Below are 20,329 nucleotides of genomic sequence, written 5' to 3'. Positions count from 1 at the left end.
TGTATGATTTATATAAAGAGATTAAAAGTAAAATAATTGCATTTAAAACGGTATGGAGGGACAGAAATATGTTTCAAGGAAAATTAAGGAGTAGTGGTTTAAAAACAAAGTTATTTGTATCATTTATTATTATTTTAATTCTTCCAAGTATTGTAATTGGTTGGACGTCTTATCAACAGGCAAAGACAAATTTTAATGAAACAATTTTACAATCAGCAAAAGATAACATAAAGATTTTAAATAATGTAATTAATAAAGAGTTAGATAGTAAGAAAGTAGACGTAGCATACTTTACAAAGCTATTTACTGGGGCGAGTTATCAAGCTGATCAGCTTCAAAACGTGCAAAATAAATTAGAAGAATATAATAAATTACATCCAGAAATGGAAGCAATCTACACGGGATCTAGTAATGGACAATTTGTTCAATCACCAGCTATTCAAATGCCAGAAGGATATAATCCTACAGAAAGAGAGTGGTACAAAGAGGCAGTGAAAAAAAGCGGAGAAGTGATTATCACAGCTCCATATAAATCAAAAACGACAGGAAATATTGTTATTACAATAGCAAAACAAAATGAGGATAAAAGTGGCGTCCTCGGTATTGATTTAATTATTAATGATATTGTAAACACTTCAAAAATGGTTAATATCGGTAAACAAGGGTATGCTGCAATTTTTGATCAAGATAAAAATGTGGTAGCACATCCAACGCTGAAGCCGGGGGATAAGGTAGAAGAAAAACTTGAAAAAGAGCTGTACAAACAGGAAATAGGTGATTTTAAATTTTCATTAGATGGTGAGGATCGCAATATCACTTTTAAAACGAATAAGATAACTGGATGGAAAATAGCAGGAATTATGCCTTCAAAAGAAATTATTGAAGCGGCTGAACCTATTTTCTATAAAACAATAACTGTTCTTGGAATTTCATTAATAATTGGTGGAATTGTAATTTACTTCATAATTGCTTCTATTATTAAACCGTTAAAACAACTTGTTATATCAGCAAGGAAAATTAGCGAAGGTGACTTAACGGAATCAATTACTGTTCGTTCGAAGGATGAAATTGGACAGTTAGGAGAAAGTTTTAATGAGATGGCGGCATCATTACATGATGTAATTTCAAATATTAATACTTCAGCTAGTCATGTAGCAGCTTCTTCGGAAGAATTAACAGCTAGCATGAAGCAAGCAAGTGAAGCGACGGAACAAATTACACAAGCAATGGAACAAGTATCGAGTGGAGCAGAAATACAAACGCGGGAAGTTGAAGAAGGAGCGACTTTGTTAGAAGAAGTTACAGAAGGAATTCAGCGTGTTGCGGATAGCTCTTCATTAGTATTTACAGCATCTATGTATACGAAGCAAAAAGCTGAAGATGGTGGAAAGTTAGTTGAGCAAACTGTGAATCAAATGCAATTAATTCATGAGTCTGTGTCACAGTCAGACAAAGTCATTTCTTTATTAGATGATAAGTCGAAGCAAATTGGAGCTATTTTAGAAGTGATTCAACATATTGCAGAGCAGACAAACTTATTAGCATTAAATGCTGCAATTGAGGCTGCAAGAGCTGGAGAGCAAGGAAGAGGTTTTGCAATTGTAGCGGATGAAGTGCGGAAATTAGCAGAACAATCGGGACAGTCTTCTACGGAAATTGGCAAGCTAGTGAAAGAGATACAATTTGATATAAAAGAAACTGTAAGCTCTATGAATCAAGTTGGAACAGAGGTACAATCAGGGCTTGTAGTTGCAAATGAAACGAAACAAAGCTTTGTAGAAATATTGAAATCTACAAATGATACAGTTGTACAAATTGATAGCATGGTAGAAGTAGCGAAACGAATGACGATAGATGCAAAGCAAGTAAGTGCATCTATTAATGAAATTGCAGCAACGATTGAAGAAAATGCAGCAAGTGTTCAAAATATTGCTGGCTCCTCTGAAGAACAAGTAGCTTCAGTAGAAGAAATAAATTCAGCAGCAGTTCACTTATCGCAAATGGCTGAAGAATTACAAGAGATGATCGGTAAGTTTAAAGTATAATAACAAATATTAAGAAACGAGGTAGTAATTTTACTTCGTTTCTTTTTTGTGATGACGATAATGAGATAAATTGAAGAAATATATAGTAATCGTGTTATGATTAAATATGAAAATAAAAGACAGTATTTTCTTTAAATTCTATCTTTATCCCGCTATTTGTGGGCAGTAAGACTCCCACCTCAAAATTCGGCTGTAAAGCAAAGGAGTTAGGTGGGAGATCAACTGCCCGTAAAAGCCCGATTGGTTCAACTAATAATCAGTGGGGGATGAACAAAATCCCCACTGATTAAAGTTTCACTTTATCTATGTTAGGGGAATGGTTTTGAAATTTAAGAAATTAAAACTGCAACCGAGGATTATATTAACTATTAGTACACTTATTCTTGCGGTGCTTCTGTTAACGAGTTATTTATTTTATTATATATTATCTGAAACGGTAGAAGAGCAAATTGGCAAAAGAGCATTGTATGTTGCAAAAACAGTTGCCACTATACCAGAAATTCAAGAAGCTTTCCAAAAGGAAAATCCAAGTTCTATTATTCAGCCAATTGCAGAAAAAATTCGAATCGAAACAGATGCTGATTTCATTGTAGTTGGAAATAAAGATGGCATTCGTTATGCACATCCTAAGCGAGATAGAATAGGAGAAGCAATGGTTGGCGGCGATAATAAAGGCGTATTATTGGAAGGGAAGTCTTATATTTCAAAGGCTACTGGATCATTAGGACCATCGTTACGCGGAAAAGTTCCAATACGTAATCAAGATAATGAAATTATTGGAGTAGTATCTGTTGGTTTTTCGATGGACGATGTTTATCAAGCTGTAGAAGTATATGGTACGCGTGTGTTTTGGATTGCTATAGCTGGTTTATTGTTAGGCATAATCGGCTCTATATATTTAGCAAGAAGCATAAGAAGGATGATGTTTGGGATGGAGCCAGAAGAAATTTCATCCTTATATGAAGAACATAGTACAGTTATTCAATCTGTACGTGAAGGGATTATAGTAATCGATAAAAATGGAATTGTTAGTTTAGTAAATCAAGCGGCATATGACATTCTTTCTTTAGAAAAACAGCAAAATATAATTGGAGAATTTATTTTAAATGTTATTCCTAACTCATCGATACTAGATGTACTTCAAACTGGTGAGGGACAGTTTGATCGTCAATTAAATATAAAGGGAAAGGCTGTTATTGCTAACCGTCTACCTATTAAAGTTAATAATAAAGCAACTGGTGTTGTATCCAGTTTACGTTTGAAATCTGAAATGGACCAATTAACAGCAGAGTTGTCTCAAACGCGGCAATATACAGAAGCATTACGAGCACAAACGCATGAATATAATAATTTGTTGTATACGCTTTCGGGTCTTATCCAATTAGAGTCATATGAAGATGCTTTAGAGCTTATTCATAAGGAAACGGCAGTATATCAAGATTTCGTTCAATTTATTATGAAACGAATTCAAAATCCATGGCTAGGTGGAATTTTAATTGGATTTTACAATAGAGCAAGAGAGTTGAAAATTGATTTTGTGTTAGATCGAGAAAGTAGTTTAGAGAAGTTAAGTCCGCATATTGATAGTAATTATGTTGTTTCTATTTTGGGAAATTTAATTACGAATGCATTTGAAGCAATTGAAAAAAATCAAGAGTATGACAAGAAAGTTAGAATGTTTGTAACGGATATTGGAGAAGAAATATTAATTGAAGTGGAAGATTCAGGACACGGGATTCATGATGAAATAATAACAAGCATATTCTATAAAGGTTTTTCGACGAAAGAGGGCGAAAAACGTGGATATGGATTAGCAAAAGTGAAAGAGCTAGTGGAAGATTTAAATGGGAGTATCGCAATCGAAAAAGGGGATTTAGGTGGTGCGTTATTTATCATTGCATTACCGAAAGAGAGAGGCGAATTGTAATGGCTGAGGGGATTGAAGTATTGATTGTAGAAGATGATATTCGGATTGCGGAGATTCATCGTCGTTTTGCTGAAAAAATTGATGGATTTAAAGTGATTGGAACGGCAACGACTGGGGAAGAAGCAAAGGAATGGCTAGAGCTTGTGAAGCCACAGCTTGTTTTATTAGATGTATATTTACCCGATATGCAAGGAACTGAACTCGTCACATATATTAGGCATAATTTGCATGATACAGACATTATTATGATTACAGCCGCATCAGAAACAGATGTAGTGCGGCATGCTTTACGAGGCGGGGTAACAGATTATATCGTAAAGCCACTTACGTTTGATCGATTTAAAACAAGTTTAGAAAATTACCAAAAGAAGATTATGAAGTTAAAGAAAAGTGCTCAATTATCTCCAGAACAAATTGAACATCTATGGTCTCAAAGAGGAGTGCAGGCAAATCAAATAGAATATGCCCCAAAAGGGATAGATCCATTAACGTTAGCAAAAATAAACAAGCATATACTAACTGTTAATGAAGAGGGAATTACTGCAGAGATGCTAAGCTCAATGGTAGGTGTAAGCCGATCCACAGCGAGGCGCTATTTAGAGTATTTGATTTCTGGAAAGAAAGTGCATGCAGAGCTTATATATGGGAGTGTGGGGAGGCCAGAAAGAAGGTATTTCCGTATTTCTTCATAGGAAACTTTCATAACAATAAAAACAGTAGAGGATTACATTTCCGCTACTGTTTTTTCTAGTGTCATCTTATATTGGAATAATCCCAATTACAATTCCAGTAATCAACATAACCATTGTCGTTCCAACAGCCCAAAGTAAAGTAAAGCGTTGGTGTTCACCAAAATCAACTTTGGCCATTCCGACTAATAAATAAGTGGAAGCGACGAGAGGGCTTAGTAAGTGAACAGGTTGCCCAAGTAACGAAGCGCGTCCCATTTCAGCTGCGCTAACTCCATAAGCAGCTGCGGCTTTTGTTAAAATAGGTAATACCCCGAAGTAAAATGCATCGTTGGACATGAAAAATGTAAACGGCATACTTAGAAGAGCTGTAATAATTGGCAGCTGGGGTCCAAGTGCATCTGGTATGAGAGTAACTACACTTTGAGCCATTGCATCTACCATTTTTGTTCCAGATAGAATACCTGTGAAGATTCCAGCAGCAAATACGAGAGAAACAACTGCTAATACGTTTCCAGCATGAGACGCAATACGTTCTTTCTGTTGTTCTAAGTTTGGATAGTTAATCATAACAGCAATTGCAAAAGCGACTGTAAATAAAACAGGTAACGGCATAACTTCTAGTATGAGACAGACGAGTAAGGCAACAGTTAATAAAAAGTTAATCCATAGCAGTTTAGGGCGTTTATGTACTTCAGCTTCGACTGTTGCAGCTTGCTCATCCATTGTTTGCATTTGTTTTAAATACTGTACATCCATAATTCCTAAACGTTTTCTTTCTTTTTTTCCAAGATAGTAGGCAACGAAAACTACCCAAATTGCACCAGCGATCATTCCTGGTATAAGTGGTGTGAAGAGCTCTGATGCATCAAGACCAAGTGCACTCATAACCCGTGCAGTTGGTCCACCCCAAGGTGTAAGATTTGTCACACCGGCTCCTAACATAACAACTCCAGCTAATATAAGCGGATTCATTCCAAGACGTTTATACAGTGGATACATTGCGGAAACAGTAATCATATATGTTGTTGTTCCGTCCCCATCTAATGAAACGATAATAGTAAGGATAGCCGTACCAACAACAATTTTTAACGGATCACCTTTTACAAATTTTAAGATTTTACTAATGACAGGATCGAATAAACCACTATCAATCATAATTCCGAAATATAAAATGGCGAACATAAGCATAATACCAGTAGGTGCTAGCTTTTTAATCCCCTCTAGCATCATAGGGCCCATATTTGCATAAAAGCCGCCAATTAATGCAAAAATAATTGGAATTAATATTAATGCTACTAATGCTGACATACGTTTAGTCATAATCAAAAACATAAAGACAAATACCATTACAAATCCGAGTAATGCTAACATGTGATCTCCCCCTCAAAAATGATTGCGCTTTCAAAATAAAGTAAAAATTCAGATAAAAGGTTTTTTGTTTATAATAAAAGTTTCAATTCAAATGGTAAATAATTAAAAAAATAACATCATTAGAAGCATAATCTTTATTTTGATCATTTTGTTCACGAGGGTAATTTTGAATTTTTAAAAAGATAATTTACTTCGCACAAGAATGGTAGAATAAGGTGAAAATAGTGAAGTGTGGAGTAGGGAGTAGATTTTGAATGAAAAGAAGAATAGAAGAAATTTATAGTTCATGTGAAGGAAGAGTAGAGGAGATTTTTATTAATGAATCCTCTTACGTATATGAATGGGAAAAATTAATGATGATCCGAAAACACGATGGTGAGCTTGAAAAAATCGGGGTAGGGATCAGTGGAAATATAAGGTTAGTGAATGTAGAAGTAGGACAGGAAATTGATACGAATACATTATTAGTTAAGCTTGAAGATGATTTGTTAATTACTGGTTGTGAATGATGAAAGATGTGTAGAAGTAGCTACACATCTTTTTTGTTCCATATATTACAAAAAGTACATTGTTTTTTCACAAACCTCACACAACTTTTTGATATGCTTTTAGTTCAGTATAACGAATAGATTTTTAAGAATAATTTATTATTACTAATGGGGAGTATATTGTTCTTTTTAGGGAGGAAATCTGGATGAGAGTAAAGTATGCTGTGCTTGTTATATGTTTATGCTTCTTATTTACAATAGTAGGATGTGGGAAAAAGGACATAGAAGCTATTGCAGTTGATGAGAAAAATGATAAGTGTGATATTTGTCAAATAGGGGTAATGGATAATCAATTTGCAACAGAAATTATTTTAGAGAATGGAAAATCCTTAAAGTTTGATGATATTGGCTGTATGTATAAATGGATGGATAATAATAAAAATGAGAAGACGAAAGAAAAGTTTGTGCGAGACTATAATACGAAAGATTGGGTTCCAATGCAGGACGCAACTTACGTATATGATAAAACAATAACAACACCTATGGCTTATAACGTAATCTCATTTAAAGATAAAAAAGATGCGGAAAGTTTTGTATCTAAATATATGGGGAAGGTCCTTTCCGACAAAGAATTATCAGAGCATAAGTGGGAAATGAATAAAGAGATGATGGGGAAACCGAAAAAAGGGAATAGCGGAGGACATTCTCATTAATACGAAGAAGTAGCTAGAACAAGGACAACCACCCAAGGTTGTCTTTTTCTATTGCCAGTGAGATGAAAATAGAAAGATAAAAGGTGTAAAATAGTTAGAAGAACAGTTACAATATAAAATAGTGACATCTTTAGGGGAATTAAGGATAACAAAGATGTACAAGTGTCACCGAAACATGCTAAACTAATTGCTTCATATGTTAATGATGAAGCCGGGCGGCATATCATTCCAAACATGAATTATTTGTTGAGAAAACATGGGCATAAGCGTTCTATGATTCAATTGAAGAAGGAATATAAGGTGCTTATGGATAAATCTATTGAAGAAGAGTTATTGCATGTGATGGAGGAATGGTTTAGAAAACATTATCTTTCATAGGAGCTGTAGTTGTGAGAAAACAAAAAATATTATTATGCATGTTATTAGGACTTTTAATGATGACAGTAGCTTGTGATAAGCAAGAAGAACCTGAATCGAAACCGGTTCAGGTGAAAAATGAAAAAAAGAAGGAAAAGCATAAAGAAAAGGAAGAAGCTAAAGAAGAAACAGGTATAAATTTAATGGATAAGCAATTATTACTTTCTGCGACTCTAGGTGATACCGAAACGGCTATGAAGTTGATTAAAGATGGAGCGAATATTAACGTAGAAGGTGATAACGGAGAAACGCCTGTCCTTGCAGCAACGTATCAGAATCATGTAGAGACAGCTAAAGCGTTAATTGATGCGGGAGCTGATATTGAAATTCAAGATGAGAAACAAAGCAATCCATTTCTTTATGCTAGTAGAGAAGGTTATAAGGATATCGTAAAATTATTAATTAATGCAGGAGTTAATACGAAAGAAACTACTCGGTCAGGTGGAACAGCATTAACTTCTGCATCTGAGCGTGGTCATGTAGAGGTCGTAAAAGAATTATTAGAGCACACAGATATTGATGTGAATTACAAAAATAATCGTGGCGGAACGGCGTTGTTAGAAGCGATTGTATTAGGAAATGGTAGCGAAAATCATAAAAAGGTAATTCAAATGCTTATTGAGCATGGGGCGGATGTAAATATGGCTAACAGTGAAGGAACTACGCCGCTGCAATATGCTGAAAAAAGAGGGTTTAAAGATATTGCAAATATGTTGAGATTAGCTGGGGCAAATGAGGTTATACAGCAGCAACCTACAGAGTAATATAAGAGTGAGATAAGAGGCTAAGAAAATAACAGTCATGAAATTATCCCATTTAAATAGACAGAACAAGGAGATCATTCGACAAGGTGGACTCATTGATGTTTATTTAAATGGGATTTTTGTTTTGAGAAGGAGTTCTTTTGTATTTATCCCGCATTAACGGGCAGTAAGACTCCCACCTCAAAATTCGGAGAATGCAAGGAAGTTAGGTGGGAGATCAACTACCCGTAAACGCCCGATTGGTGTGGGCTAATAATCAGTGGGGGATGAACAAAACCCCCACTGATTAAAGTTTCACTTTATTCTATAAAGGCTTGTTATAGGGATTTTGTACATATAGTAACCAAGGAGGATATAAATGAGACTTTCAGAACTTGAATTAATAGCAATTCAGGCAGAAGCTTTATTTGTGTATAATCAAGCAGGAAGAATAAAGAGTGTAAATGAACATGGGTATCCGAAAGCGCCTCGCTTTTTTCTTGGGCGAACTCGTGAGGGAAACGTAACGAAATATCATTATGACCTTCATAGTGAAATGATAAATAAAATTGAGAAGTTAATTCAAAAACATTCAAATCACATAGAGATAGCAAAAATCATTAAAGTATTAAACGAAGAGAGAACAGTGGAGAATATTTGGATAGGTCCTGCTTATATATTTCCTAATGATTTAATAAAACCAATTAGGACGCTGCAAATAACAGGGAAGAATAAAGAACTCTTGCGAGAAAGCTTTCCTAGTTTAATAGAACAGATGGAATGGAGGCAACCTTATTTTGCAATTGTTGAAAATGAAAAGGTAGTTTCTATATGTTGTAGTGCAAGAAGTACACCAATAGCTTCTGAAGCGAGTGTAGAAACGTTATCTGAGTTTCAAGGAAGAGGATATGGTTCAGATGTTGTTACGGCCTGGGCGATATCAATACAAGAAGAAAAACGCATTCCGCTTTACAGCACGGCTTGGGATAATTTTGCTTCGCAAGCAGTGGCAAGAAAGCTAAAACTGAGTAACTATGGTATGGATTTACATATCACTTAAATTTTAAACAGAGTTGTTTTCTGTTGGAGTTTATTCGTGTATCTGGATTATTGTAAAAGTAATATGGTGAATATTAACATTCGATTAACACCTAATTAACAATTTATCAAAACTGACTTAATAAATGCGTAATATAGTAAAGATAACAAAATAACTAGGGTAGAGAACATTTGAGAACACCCGCTTACATATAACGTGCCACTTTCTTAGGTGTGCTCTATTCCCTAGAGTTCAAATAAGGAGAAAGGTGTTCTATGTAAGTAGGTGTTTTTAGTTTGGATAAAAATAGAAAAGCTAGGTGGAGTCAATGTTTAAAGAATCTTATATAGCGATGATAAAAGAGTGGAAAGGGTATAAAACATACAAAAAATTACCGAAAACAGTGTTTCTTATGACTGGTTCAATGCTGGAGTTACCAGAGCGTGTATATGAACTACAGAAAAATGGACATGATGTATTTCTTCATTGTGATTTTATACAGGGCTTAAATACGAACACAGAGGAAGCGCTTTTGTATATTCAAGATGTTATCGGAGCACAAGGTATTATTTCGACAAAGGGATCGACAATTCGAAATGCCAATAAAATTGGATTGAAAACGATTCAACGTATTTTTATCGTTGATACTTTATCTCTTACAAAATCAATTGAAAATTGTAAAACGACCAAACCGAATGCAATAGAGATTATGCCTGGTATTATGCCTTCTATTATTAAACAGCTAGCAGAGGAAATAGAATTTCCTATTATTGCAGGCGGACTGATTCAAACTCGAGAAGATGCAGAAATTGCAATTCGTGCAGGAGCAAGTGCGATTTCAACAAGTCATTATGAAGTATGGATACAAGACGAAAAAAGGAGTGCAATCTTGTGATTGAATTGAAAAATGTATTAAAGGTATATAAAAGCGTGAAAGAGACAGCGGTTAAAGATGTATCGGTTCACATTAAGAAGGGAGAATTTTTTGTTTTAGTTGGACCTTCGGGATGTGGGAAAAGTACATTATTACGAATGATTGCTGGCTTAGAAGAAATTTCTTCGGGAGATTTAATTATTAATGAGCGTGTTGCAAATGATTTAGAGCCGAAAGATCGTAATCTATCAATGGTATTTCAAAACTATGCGTTATATCCACACTTATCTGTAGAAGAAAATATTTTATTTGGCCTTAAGGTAAGAAAAGTACAGAAAGAAGAGCGGCAAAAACGATTAATGGAAGCTGTTGAAATGGTAGGACTAAAAGAGTATGTGAAAATGAAACCAGGCCAATTATCAGGTGGACAAAGACAGCGTGTTGCGCTTGCTAGGGCGATTGTGAGTCAAGCACCTATTTGCTTAATGGATGAGCCGCTTTCGAATTTAGATGCGAAATTGCGTGCGCAAATGAGGATTGAAATTAGAGAAATTCAGCAACGATTAGGAATTACGATGATTTACGTTACTCACGATCAAATTGAAGCGATGACTATGGGAGACCGCATTATGGTTTTAAATAAAGGAAGTATACAGCAAGTTGGAACACCGCTTGATATATATAACGAACCAGCAAATGAATTTGTTGCAAGTTTTATAGGTTCTCCTTCTATGAATATGAATGATGGGGAAGTGGATAAAGAAAAAGGTGTATTGCATATAGGCCAATTGCAAATTCCGTTATCTATTGGACAGTTAAAGCAATTACCAGAAGGAATTATTCGAATAGGCATGCGTCCTGAGCATATTGCATTGTCTGAGGAAGGACAAGAAGTTACGCTGCAATCTGTAGAAGTATTAGGGAATGAATCTATTTTAAACTTTTCGGTAAATGGGGTAACTTGGAGTGCAAAAGTCATCGGACAGTTACTCTTGAATAAAGGTGACAAAGTAAAATTATTATTCTCGCAAGAAAAACTATGCTTCTTTCAACAGAATACGAATGAACGATTAAAAGTGGTAGCTGAAGAAGAGCTGAAAGTGGTGGCGAAATAATGATTGAGGTAGGGAAATTACCAGCTCAAACAAAAGTGTCAAAAAAGAAGGCATTATGGGGGAGAACGAAAGATTTAAGAATAGGATTATTATTTTTAGCACCATCTATTTTATTGTTTTCGATTTTTCTTTTCTATCCATTGTTTAGGACGATTTACTATAGTTTTTATTTAACAGATATACACGGAGAAGCTAATCTTTTTGTTGGCTTGGAAAATTATCAATATTTATTTTCTGATCCTGCTTTCTACAAAAGTATAAAGTCAACTTTATTATTTGTTTTATATACAGTACCTACTAGTATTATATTCGCTTTATTTCTTGCATTAATTGCAAATGAGAAAGTAAGAGGTATTGGATTATTTCGGGTGCTCTTTTCCTCAACGATGGGCATATCAGTAGCTGCGAGTGCAGTGATTTGGCTATTTTTATTTCATCCAAGTGTAGGGTTATTTAATAACATATTAGCCTCTATGAATCTCCCTGCGATTGCATGGTTAACGAGTCCAGACTGGGCATTGTTTTCCGTATCGGTTACAACGGTTTGGGTGAATACAGGATTTGCATTTTTAGTTATATTAGGTGGTTTACAAAATATTGATACGTCTTTATATGAGAGTGCATCTATAGATGGTGCGAGCTATTTATATAAGCTTCGCCGCGTTACATTACCGATGTTATCACCAACGTTATTTTTTATTGTAACAGTAACTTTAATTAGTGCATTTCAAAGCTTTGGACAAATCGATATTTTGACGCACGGTGGACCGAACGATGCAACGAATTTAATTGTGTACTCGATTTATAAAGAAGCATTTGTGAATCATCAATTTGGAACAGCAAGTGCACAAGCGATGGTATTATTTGTTTTCATTTTCATTGCTACATTACTTCAATTCAAGTTTGCAGAGAGAAAGGTGCATTATAAATGATTGTTAAACAGTGGAAACAAAACTTCCTATTATACATACTGCTCATTATTAGTGCAGTGATGGTGTTTTTTCCTGTACTCTATGCGTTTTTAATAAGCTTTATGACACCAGATGATATTCAAATGAGAAGGTTATTTCCGACTCAATTTACTTTTGATAATTTCATTAATATCTTTCAAAAAGTACCGCTTTTTACGTACTTATATAACAGTTTAATTGTATCGACAGTTGTTATGATTGGACAACTTATCGTGTCAAGCTTAGCTGCTTATGCTTTTGTCTTTCTTCAGTTTAAAGGAAGAAACTTTATTTTCTTCCTGTTTATTTCAACGATGCTTATTCCGTGGGAAGCAACGATGGTACCAAACTTTTTAACGATTCAAAATTTCGGATGGATCAATAGCTTTGCTGGGATGACAGTGCCGTTTTTTGCAACAGCTTTCGGTATTTTCTTACTACGTCAGCATTTTATGACACTTCCGAATGAACTGAAAGAAGCTGCTTTTATTGAAGGGATTGGAAATTTAAGGTTTTTATTCAGCGTTGTAATTCCGTATTGTAAAACGAGTTTTATTACGCTTGGAGTATATAGCTTTTTAACAACATGGAATATGTATTTATGGCCGCTCTTAGTGACCACTGATGAAAAAGTAAGAACAGTTCAAATTGGTGTGAAGCAGCTCCAGTCTCAAGAAGTTGCAACTGATTGGGGAAGTGTAATGGCTGGTGTTACTGTTATCGTCATTCCAACGTTGATTTTACTATTTTTAGGGCAAAAGCAATTGCAACAAGGATTAACAAAAGGTGCAATTAAATAAGCATACATAGGAAAAGGTGGGATTGGGATGAGTTTATTGAAAAAAAGTGCCGCTCTTTTGATGGCAGCCACAATGGCGTTAACCGGGGCAGCTTGTTCAAGTAGTAAAACAGAGGGGAAATCTGAAGCACAGGCAAAAGTAGCTCCTGTTGAAAAAAATGGTGATAAAACTGTAATTCGCTTCTGGCATGCGATGGGTGGAAAAACACAAGGTGTGCTAGATGGGCTTGTTGCAGACTATAATAAGTCACAGAATAAATACGAGATAAAGGCAGAGTTCCAAGGAACATACGAAGAGTCTTTAACGAAGTTTAAAACGATATCTGCAACGAAAGAAGCGCCAGCTCTTGTTCAATCAAGTGAAATTACAACGAAATATATGATTGATAGCAAAAAGATTACGCCTATTGATAACTGGATTAAAAAAGATAAGTACGATACATCAAAATTAGAAAAAGCAATTACGAATTATTACTCAGTTGATGGAAAAATGTATTCTATGCCATTTAATTCATCTACACCAGTATTAATTTATAATAAAGATGCTTTCGCAAAGGCTGGGTTAGATCCAGAGAAAGCTCCGAAAACATATGCGGAATTAAAAGAAGCAGCTAAAAAGTTAACGATTAAAGAAGGCGGAAATGTAAAACAATATGGATTCTCCATGCTGAACTATGGATGGTTCTTTGAAGAATTATTAGCGACACAAGGCGGTCTATACGTGGATAATGAGAATGGGCGAAAAGATGCAGCAACGAAAGCGGTATTTAATGGAAAAGAAGGGCAAAAAGTATTTGGGATGTTAGATGAATTGAATAAAGCTGGTGCACTAGGAAAGTATGGAGCAAGTTGGGATGATATTCGTGCCGCATTCCAATCTGGACAAGTTGCTATGTATTTAGATTCTTCAGCTGGTGTTCGTGATTTAATTGATGCATCTAAGTTTAACGTTGGTGTTGCATATATTCCATATCCAGAAGATACGAAACAAAATGGTGTTGTTATTGGCGGAGCGTCATTATGGATGACGAATATGGTTTCAGAAGAAACGCAGCAAGGTGCTTGGGACTTTATGAAATATTTAACGAAACCAGACGTACAAGCAAAATGGCATACAGCAACGGGTTATTTCTCAATTAATCCAGATGCATATAATGAACCGCTAGTAAAAGAACAATATGAAAAGTATCCGCAATTAAAAGTAACGGTGGATCAACTGCAAGCAACGAAGCAATCTCCAGCAACGCAAGGAGCATTAATTAGTGTATTACCAGAATCGCGAGATGCAGTTGTGAAAGCATTAGAAGCAATGTATGACGGAAAAAATAGTAAAGAGGCGTTAGATGAGGCTGCAAAAGCAACAGATAGAGCCATTAGTATTTCAGCTCGTACGAGTCAAAAATAAAAGAAAGCCGTGTCCTTCTTAAGGATACGGCTTTCTTTATAGAGAGATAAGGGATCAAAGAAATGATGAAGTCTTATCTCTTTTATATGAGCAAAGGGTCTAGAACGAATCTTGTCCTTTTCATTATTTATTTAACTCCATTGCAACTTGTTTGCCATTTACGAAAACCTCTGCCACCGCTACTACAACTTCCATCACTTTTTTCATATCTCATCTCTCCTTGTTTTTTGTTTCATTTCTTACTTTTAGTATAAGGAAATACAGTAATTACAACTATCGAATTGGATGACAAGAGGCTTACATTGTTGTAAGGATAATAGATTCATTTGTAATAATAATGCTTTCTAGTAATTATGTTCAGAAGATTCTTAAAAAAAGTTATAATTAGAGATAAATGTATTTAGAAAGAAGGGGAAAAAATGAATAGAATACTTGTAATCAGTGATATTCATGGAGAAATTGATAAATTTGAAAAGTTACTCATAGAAGTACAATACGATGCGAAACAGGATCAGCTAATTTTATTAGGTGATTATGTAGATCGTGGTCCAAATGCGCGTGCTGTAATTGAAAAGGTAAAAGGGTTAAAAGAAGAGGGAGCCTTCGTTTTAAAGGGAAATCATGAAGACATGATGATTAAAGCGTTAACGACAGATGAAGAACGTTCGTGGAATCATTGGGTAAAAAGAAATGGTGGCGATAAAACATTATATAGCTATGGATTTGTAGAAGAAGATATTGAGGTAAATGAGGGAGACTTCCAAAAGCCAATTTTACAATCTCATATATTAGAGGAACACGTAAAGTTCATTCAAGAATTAGATCATTACATTGAAACAGAAGAGTATATATTTGTACATGCTGGTATTGAGCCGATGAAACGAGTTTCTGAATGTGAACCATACACGTTAATGTGGATACGTAATGAATTTCATAGTGGGTATAGTGGCGAAAAGGTTGTTATATTTGGACATACGGGAACAAAGACGCTTCATGGTAATGATGATTGCGGAGTATATTTTGGTAGTAATCGTATTATAGGAATTGATGGCGGGGCTGTGTATGGTGGGCAGTTAAATTGTTTGGAGTTACCGAGTAAAAAGGTATATGCAGTAAAAGATTGAAAGAAATAAGGACTTCCTTATTTCTTTCAATCTTTTATTAAGACAAAGTTAAGAAATGGATTCTATAATAAAGCTTCCAAATTTTATTCAATTTAAACATTTAGATGGAAATAATTAAAAAGACAACTAATGCGACTACTTTCTTTCGTTATTAAGAGAAGTGATGTAATAATAAAGGAAAAGCGAATTGAAATATATTGTGGAAGGTGAGAAAGGCCGATGCGCTTACTTATAGTAGAAGATAATGCTTCTTTATTGGAGTCTATAGTACAAATTTTACGTGATGAATTTGAAGTGGACACGGCAATGAATGGGGAAGATGGTTTGTTTTTGGCATTACAAAATATATATGATGCAATTTTACTCGATGTCATGATGCCAGAAATGGATGGATTTGAAGTTATTCAAAAAATACGAGATGAGAAGATTGAAACGCCAGTTTTATTTTTAACAGCGAAAGATTCTTTGGAGGATCGAGTAAAAGGTTTAGATTTTGGCGGGGATGATTATCTCGTTAAGCCGTTTCAAGCACCGGAATTAAAAGCGAGAATTCGTGCTTTATTACGACGAAGTGGTAGCTTAACAACAAAGCAGACAATTCGTTATAAAGGGATCGAACTGTTTGGAAAAGATAAAGATGCACAAGTAGATGGACAAGCAATTAAGTTGACTTTAAAACAGTATGAACTTCTAGAGTACCTCATTCAAAATAGCGGTAAGATTTTAATGCGTGAACAAATTTTTGATCGTGTTTGGGGATTTGATTCAGATACGACAGTAGCGATTGTAGAAGTGTATGTTCATCACTTACGTAAAAAATTAGAGCCATTCGGTTATCAGAAAGATATTCAAACTGTTCGTGGTATTGGATATATATTAAAAGAGCAATGAAAAAGGGAAGTATGTTTCAAAAAACACGCATTCGTTTGACTATATTAAATTCGTTAGTGTTTATTATATTAATTGGGATACTGGGAAGTTTAGTTTATTCATATACATATGACCAAATCTACAAGGGAGTAGATGGATCGATAAGAGACGCTATTATGAAGATAACGAGAGAAAAGCGCCAAGGCCCCGCTCAATTTGAATTAAATAAAGATTTACGTATAGGGGATTCAAGGGCCACTTTTTTGGTATGGAATGAAAATGATCAGTTGCAAGATATAGACCCAAGACCTCGAGATCGCAGCTTTTTTGAAGAGAACCAAACAAGTTTATTTCCAAAAAAAGTTGGAGATTTCTATGATATAGAAATTAAGGGGAGAAGTTATAGAACTGGAGCAGTTCATGCAACTACACAGTTTGGAGAGAACTTTACACTTCAAATATTGCGTGAAACAACAACTGAAAAAGAAGTACTTCGCACATTATTGCTAATTCTTATAATCGGTTGCAGCATAGGAAGTCTATGTGCAATAGGCATCGGATTTTTCCTAGCAGGTAGGGCGCTCGTACCTATCCAAAATTCATGGGAGAAACAGCAGCAATTCGTTTCTGATGCATCGCATGAATTAAGAACACCACTTGCGGTTATTCAATCAAAAACAGATGTATTATTCCAGTCGCCATCTGCAACGATAGAAGAAAAGGCGATGGATATTTCTACAATTTCAAAGGAATGTAGACGGTTATCAAAACTAGTTAGCAATTTATTATTGTTAGCGCGTTCGGATTCTAATCAAATTGAGATGGATAAGAAAACATTTGAACTAGATAAATTGTTAGAGGAAATAGTAGATCCATATAAAGAAATTGCTTCTTATCAAGAAAAAGAGATGATATTAAAAGTAGAACGTAACATATCGTTTATTGGCGATAGAGAGAGAATCCATCAAATGATGGTCATACTGTTAGATAATGCGATGAAGTATACGAATGAAGGTGGACATATTCAAATTAACGGTACGCAAACGAGCAGTTCAATTCGCATACAGGTGAAGGATAACGGGATAGGAGTTAAGGAGGATGATATACCAAAATTATTTGATCGTTTTTATCAAGGAGATAAAGCGAGAAGTGCATCAGAAGGTGCTGGATTAGGTCTTTCAATAGCTAATTGGATTGTAGAAAAGCATTACGGAAAAATATCGGTAGAGAGCAAATGGGGAGAAGGCACTTGTTTTGAAGTGATTTTCCCAAAGAATCAAAGATTATAAGTGAGAAGGCGATCTTGTTTTTTACAAGGTCGTCTTTTTTTAAGGGAAAGTTAAGGAACAACTTGTATCATGTATTACATCATGGAGACTTGTAATAGAAAGAGATGCTGGAGTGGATATTTTTGGATGAATTAGATAAATCATACTGTTATTTCTAACAGTGATGAAGTTGATGTATAGTATTAAAAAAATTATGGGAAAGATGGGAAAATAAAGCATGAGAAGGAGGAAGAAGTCTTGAAAAAGAAGATGATGATGGTATGCGCTATTGGAGTAATGAGCTTAAGTATATTAGGGGGCGCCTCTCCTTCTGGAACGACAAAAGGAAAGACAGATTACGCGCAACGTAGTAAAGAACAATTAAACGATGGGAAAATACATGCAATACATACAGAAGAAAAAGCGGAAAAGCTAGGCATTGAAACGGATGGAAAAGAACAAATTACGTTAGAAAAAGAAATTCATGAAACGGAAGTAGGAAGAGAAGCGGAACAATTAGGTATTTCAACAGAAGAAAAAGATGTTGGAATTCTTTCGGAAGAAATTTATGAAACAAAAGTGAAGCAGGAAGCATTGAAACTAGGAATATCAATAGAGAATACATCGATTGTGGATTTAATAAATCAAATTAATACAATCAAAATTAATAATGAAGCAGATAAACTAGGGGTTTCAATAGAAGGAAAAGAAATGCAAGATATTGCGGAAGAAATTTATGGAACGAAAGTAAGAGAAGAAGCAGAAAAGCTCGGTATTTCTAAAAAAGGAAAAGGGATAGAAGATCTAGCACAAGAAGTGTATGAACAAAAAGTGCAGGAAGAAGCAAAAAAATATCATATTGATCTATACGGCAAAGATATATATCAAGTATTAAGAGAAATTAATGAACAAAAAGTGGTGCAAATGGCAGATGAGCTTAATATGGATAGAACGAATATGAATATTCAAGATTTAGCAGAAAAAATAAAACGAGAACAACCTGAAAAGGGAAAAGAACTAAACTTTGTACCGATGATTCAAACAGATGCAGATGCGTTTTATTCTTATTTAACGAATTAAAGAGGGTGTGGGAATAGGAGCATGATACGAAATTGGAAAGTGTGTATGTATGTGATTATATTCGGGGCGGTAATATGGGGCATATATACGAATGGGTTTACAAAGTATGCCGAGAAAGTAAAGAGAGTAACAGTATCCACTACAAAAAGTCAGAAACAAACAATATCTACTAATAATCGAGGTGATGAAAAAATCGTCTTATCAAATGTGCCTTTAATTCAGCAATTACCAGAGCTAGAGAGAGGGTGCGAGGTGACGAGCTTAGCGATGATGTTACAATACGCGGGTGTTTCTGTAGATAAGATGAAATTGGCAGATGAAATAAAGAAAGTTGATTTTTTGGATAATGGTGCACGTGGAAATCCGAATGAAGGATTTGTAGGGGATATTTATACATTTTCTGAATCAGGATATGGTGTATATCACGAACCGCTCTTTCAATTAGCGAAAAAATATTTACCTAATAAAGCTGTGGATTTAACAGGGAAAAGTATAGAAGAAATTTATAAGAGTGTAAAAGCAGGGCAACCGGTAGTAATGATTACGAATGCAACATATGCACCATTAGGTGAGGATGAATTTGCTACATGGGAAACAGATAGTGGCGATGTTTCGATTACTTATAGTGAACATTGTGTTGTACTTGTTGGATACGATAAGGAGTCCGTATATATTCAAGATCCTCTTAATGATAGTCCAGATGTAAGTGTGCCGAGAGAAAACTTTGAAAAGGCGTGGGTACAGATGGGAAGTCAAGCAATTAGTTATGTGAAAAGTTCAAAATAAATTAGGGGGAAAAGGGGTATGGACTTAGGAATAACGGGTGACGAAATTAAACTAGTGAGTTATACAGATGAATGGAAAAAAGAATTTTCTAAAGTGAAACATGAAATACAAAAAAGTACAAACATAGATGCAAATCGTATCGAACATATCGGTAGTACGGCTATTGAAGGGATGATATCCAAGCCAGCTATAGGTATATTAGTAGCTATAGATGATTTAAATGCAGTAGAAAAATCTGTGATAGATGGTTTACAATCTATAGGTTTTTTACGATTGAAGGTGGTACGATCTGGCGAAATTGTCTTTGCGAAGTTTACTGATTCTACTTTTCAAAGGCGCACACATTATATTCATTTAGTAGAGTATGAAAAAGAAATTTGGAATAATTTAATTTTCTTTAGAGATTATTTGAATGACAATGATGAAGCGAAAATCGAGTACAAAGATTTAAAATTAGATTATATCAAGAAGAATTCAGTTGGGATAAAAGGGTATACGGATTATAAAGAAGGTTTTGTGAGAAGTGTTTTAAAGAAGCAAAAATAATAAGAAGAAAGAGAACTTCTATGTATGGAGGTTCTCTTATTTTGTAATTTAAACTTTTAAGAATAACTACATATGTA

The 20,329-nt window shown here is 34.8% G+C and carries 20 protein-coding genes and 1 pseudogene; 20 read left to right on the top strand and 1 reads right to left on the bottom strand.

All coding sequences use genetic code 11. From position 1 onward, the window contains the following. Positions 1-68: 68 nt before the first annotated feature. From ACTFQM_RS22235 to ACTFQM_RS22220, 4 genes and pseudogenes are all read left to right on the top strand, one after another. Positions 69-1,106, top strand: a pseudogene (locus tag ACTFQM_RS22235) (HAMP domain-containing protein); the annotation flags it as partial. Further along, complete coding sequence (locus ACTFQM_RS22230; protein WP_440036323.1) at positions 1,098-2,045, top strand: methyl-accepting chemotaxis protein; 948 nt, start codon at positions 1,098-1,100, stop codon at positions 2,043-2,045. The pseudogene ACTFQM_RS22235 and the gene ACTFQM_RS22230, both read left to right, overlap by 9 nt. 322 nt (positions 2,046-2,367) lie before the next feature. Beyond that, positions 2,368-3,972 (top strand): ATP-binding protein, encoded by a 1,605-nt coding sequence (locus tag ACTFQM_RS22225; RefSeq protein WP_440036313.1) that lies wholly within the window; start codon positions 2,368-2,370, stop codon positions 3,970-3,972. Beyond that, positions 3,972-4,664, top strand: coding sequence for a response regulator (locus tag ACTFQM_RS22220; RefSeq protein WP_440036312.1), 693 nt, complete (start codon positions 3,972-3,974; stop codon positions 4,662-4,664). The genes ACTFQM_RS22225 and ACTFQM_RS22220 overlap by 1 nt, the downstream gene beginning before the upstream one ends. Before the next feature lie 66 nt (positions 4,665-4,730). Here the strand turns inward: ACTFQM_RS22220 and ACTFQM_RS22215 are convergent, their stop codons facing one another. Continuing rightward, the gene (locus ACTFQM_RS22215; RefSeq protein WP_002174779.1) at positions 4,731-6,035 is read right to left on the bottom strand and encodes a CitMHS family transporter; all 1,305 of its coding nucleotides are present in this window, start codon (positions 6,033-6,035) and stop codon (positions 4,731-4,733) included. 254 nt (positions 6,036-6,289) lie between these two features. Between ACTFQM_RS22215 and ACTFQM_RS22210 the strand changes: the two genes are divergently transcribed. The 16 genes from ACTFQM_RS22210 (at position 6,290) to ACTFQM_RS22135 (ending at position 20,252) form a co-directional block, all read left to right on the top strand. Continuing rightward, positions 6,290-6,544, top strand: a complete 255-nt coding sequence (locus ACTFQM_RS22210) for a hypothetical protein (protein WP_440036311.1) — start codon at positions 6,290-6,292, stop codon at positions 6,542-6,544. Positions 6,545-6,729: 185 nt separating this feature from the next. After that, complete coding sequence (locus ACTFQM_RS22205) at positions 6,730-7,236, top strand: nitrous oxide reductase accessory protein NosL (RefSeq protein ID WP_440036310.1); 507 nt, start codon at positions 6,730-6,732, stop codon at positions 7,234-7,236. Positions 7,237-7,398: 162 nt separating this feature from the next. Beyond that, positions 7,399-7,614: a hypothetical protein gene (locus ACTFQM_RS22200; protein WP_440036309.1), complete on the top strand. Its 216-nt coding sequence runs from the start codon at positions 7,399-7,401 to the stop codon at positions 7,612-7,614. Beyond that, positions 7,611-8,417: an ankyrin repeat domain-containing protein gene (locus ACTFQM_RS22195; protein ID WP_440036321.1), complete on the top strand. Its 807-nt coding sequence runs from the start codon at positions 7,611-7,613 to the stop codon at positions 8,415-8,417. The genes ACTFQM_RS22200 and ACTFQM_RS22195 overlap by 4 nt, the downstream gene beginning before the upstream one ends. Before the next feature lie 358 nt (positions 8,418-8,775). Continuing rightward, positions 8,776-9,456 carry a GNAT family N-acetyltransferase gene (locus tag ACTFQM_RS22190; RefSeq protein WP_440036307.1) on the top strand — a complete coding sequence of 227 codons (681 nt, stop codon included), beginning with the start codon at positions 8,776-8,778 and terminating at the stop codon, positions 9,454-9,456. A gap of 307 nt (positions 9,457-9,763) precedes the next feature. Next, on the top strand, positions 9,764-10,330 hold the full coding sequence (locus ACTFQM_RS22185) for a glycerol-3-phosphate responsive antiterminator (protein WP_440036305.1): 567 nt from the start codon (positions 9,764-9,766) through the stop codon (positions 10,328-10,330). Continuing rightward, complete coding sequence (locus tag ACTFQM_RS22180; RefSeq protein WP_440036303.1) at positions 10,327-11,424, top strand: ABC transporter ATP-binding protein; 1,098 nt, start codon at positions 10,327-10,329, stop codon at positions 11,422-11,424. The genes ACTFQM_RS22185 and ACTFQM_RS22180 overlap by 4 nt, the downstream gene beginning before the upstream one ends. Then, on the top strand, positions 11,424-12,356 hold the full coding sequence (locus tag ACTFQM_RS22175; protein WP_002174786.1) for a carbohydrate ABC transporter permease: 933 nt from the start codon (positions 11,424-11,426) through the stop codon (positions 12,354-12,356). Before ACTFQM_RS22180 ends, ACTFQM_RS22175 begins: the two co-directional genes overlap by 1 nt. Then, entirely contained in the window at positions 12,353-13,174 is an 822-nt protein-coding gene (locus ACTFQM_RS22170; RefSeq protein WP_002174787.1) for a carbohydrate ABC transporter permease, read from the top strand. Before ACTFQM_RS22175 ends, ACTFQM_RS22170 begins: the two co-directional genes overlap by 4 nt. A 27-nt stretch (positions 13,175-13,201) precedes the next feature. Next, complete coding sequence (locus ACTFQM_RS22165) at positions 13,202-14,578, top strand: ABC transporter substrate-binding protein (protein ID WP_440036301.1); 1,377 nt, start codon at positions 13,202-13,204, stop codon at positions 14,576-14,578. 419 nt (positions 14,579-14,997) lie between these two features. Further along, positions 14,998-15,702, top strand: coding sequence for a metallophosphoesterase family protein (locus ACTFQM_RS22160; RefSeq protein WP_440036300.1), 705 nt, complete (start codon positions 14,998-15,000; stop codon positions 15,700-15,702). Positions 15,703-15,921: 219 nt separating this feature from the next. Further along, positions 15,922-16,593, top strand: a complete 672-nt coding sequence (locus ACTFQM_RS22155; RefSeq protein WP_440036298.1) for a response regulator transcription factor — start codon at positions 15,922-15,924, stop codon at positions 16,591-16,593. Then, positions 16,590-17,861, top strand: coding sequence for a sensor histidine kinase (locus ACTFQM_RS22150; protein ID WP_265624034.1), 1,272 nt, complete (start codon positions 16,590-16,592; stop codon positions 17,859-17,861). The genes ACTFQM_RS22155 and ACTFQM_RS22150 overlap by 4 nt, the downstream gene beginning before the upstream one ends. 237 nt (positions 17,862-18,098) lie before the next feature. Beyond that, the gene (locus ACTFQM_RS22145) at positions 18,099-18,920 is read left to right on the top strand and encodes a transporter (RefSeq protein WP_440036297.1); all 822 of its coding nucleotides are present in this window, start codon (positions 18,099-18,101) and stop codon (positions 18,918-18,920) included. Positions 18,921-18,941: 21 nt separating this feature from the next. Beyond that, on the top strand, positions 18,942-19,706 hold the full coding sequence (locus ACTFQM_RS22140; protein WP_440036295.1) for a C39 family peptidase: 765 nt from the start codon (positions 18,942-18,944) through the stop codon (positions 19,704-19,706). Between the two features lie 18 nt (positions 19,707-19,724). Continuing rightward, entirely contained in the window at positions 19,725-20,252 is a 528-nt protein-coding gene (locus tag ACTFQM_RS22135; RefSeq protein WP_440036294.1) for a GrpB family protein, read from the top strand. Positions 20,253-20,329: the final 77 nt, after the last annotated feature.

The sequence above is a fragment of the Bacillus cereus group sp. MYBK30-2 genome (assembly GCF_051915945.1).
In the GTDB taxonomy this organism is placed as follows: Bacteria; Bacillota; Bacilli; order Bacillales; family Bacillaceae_G; genus Bacillus_A; species Bacillus_A paramycoides.
The sequence above is the reverse complement of the archived record's forward strand: the minus strand, read 5'-3'. Positions and strand labels throughout refer to the sequence as shown.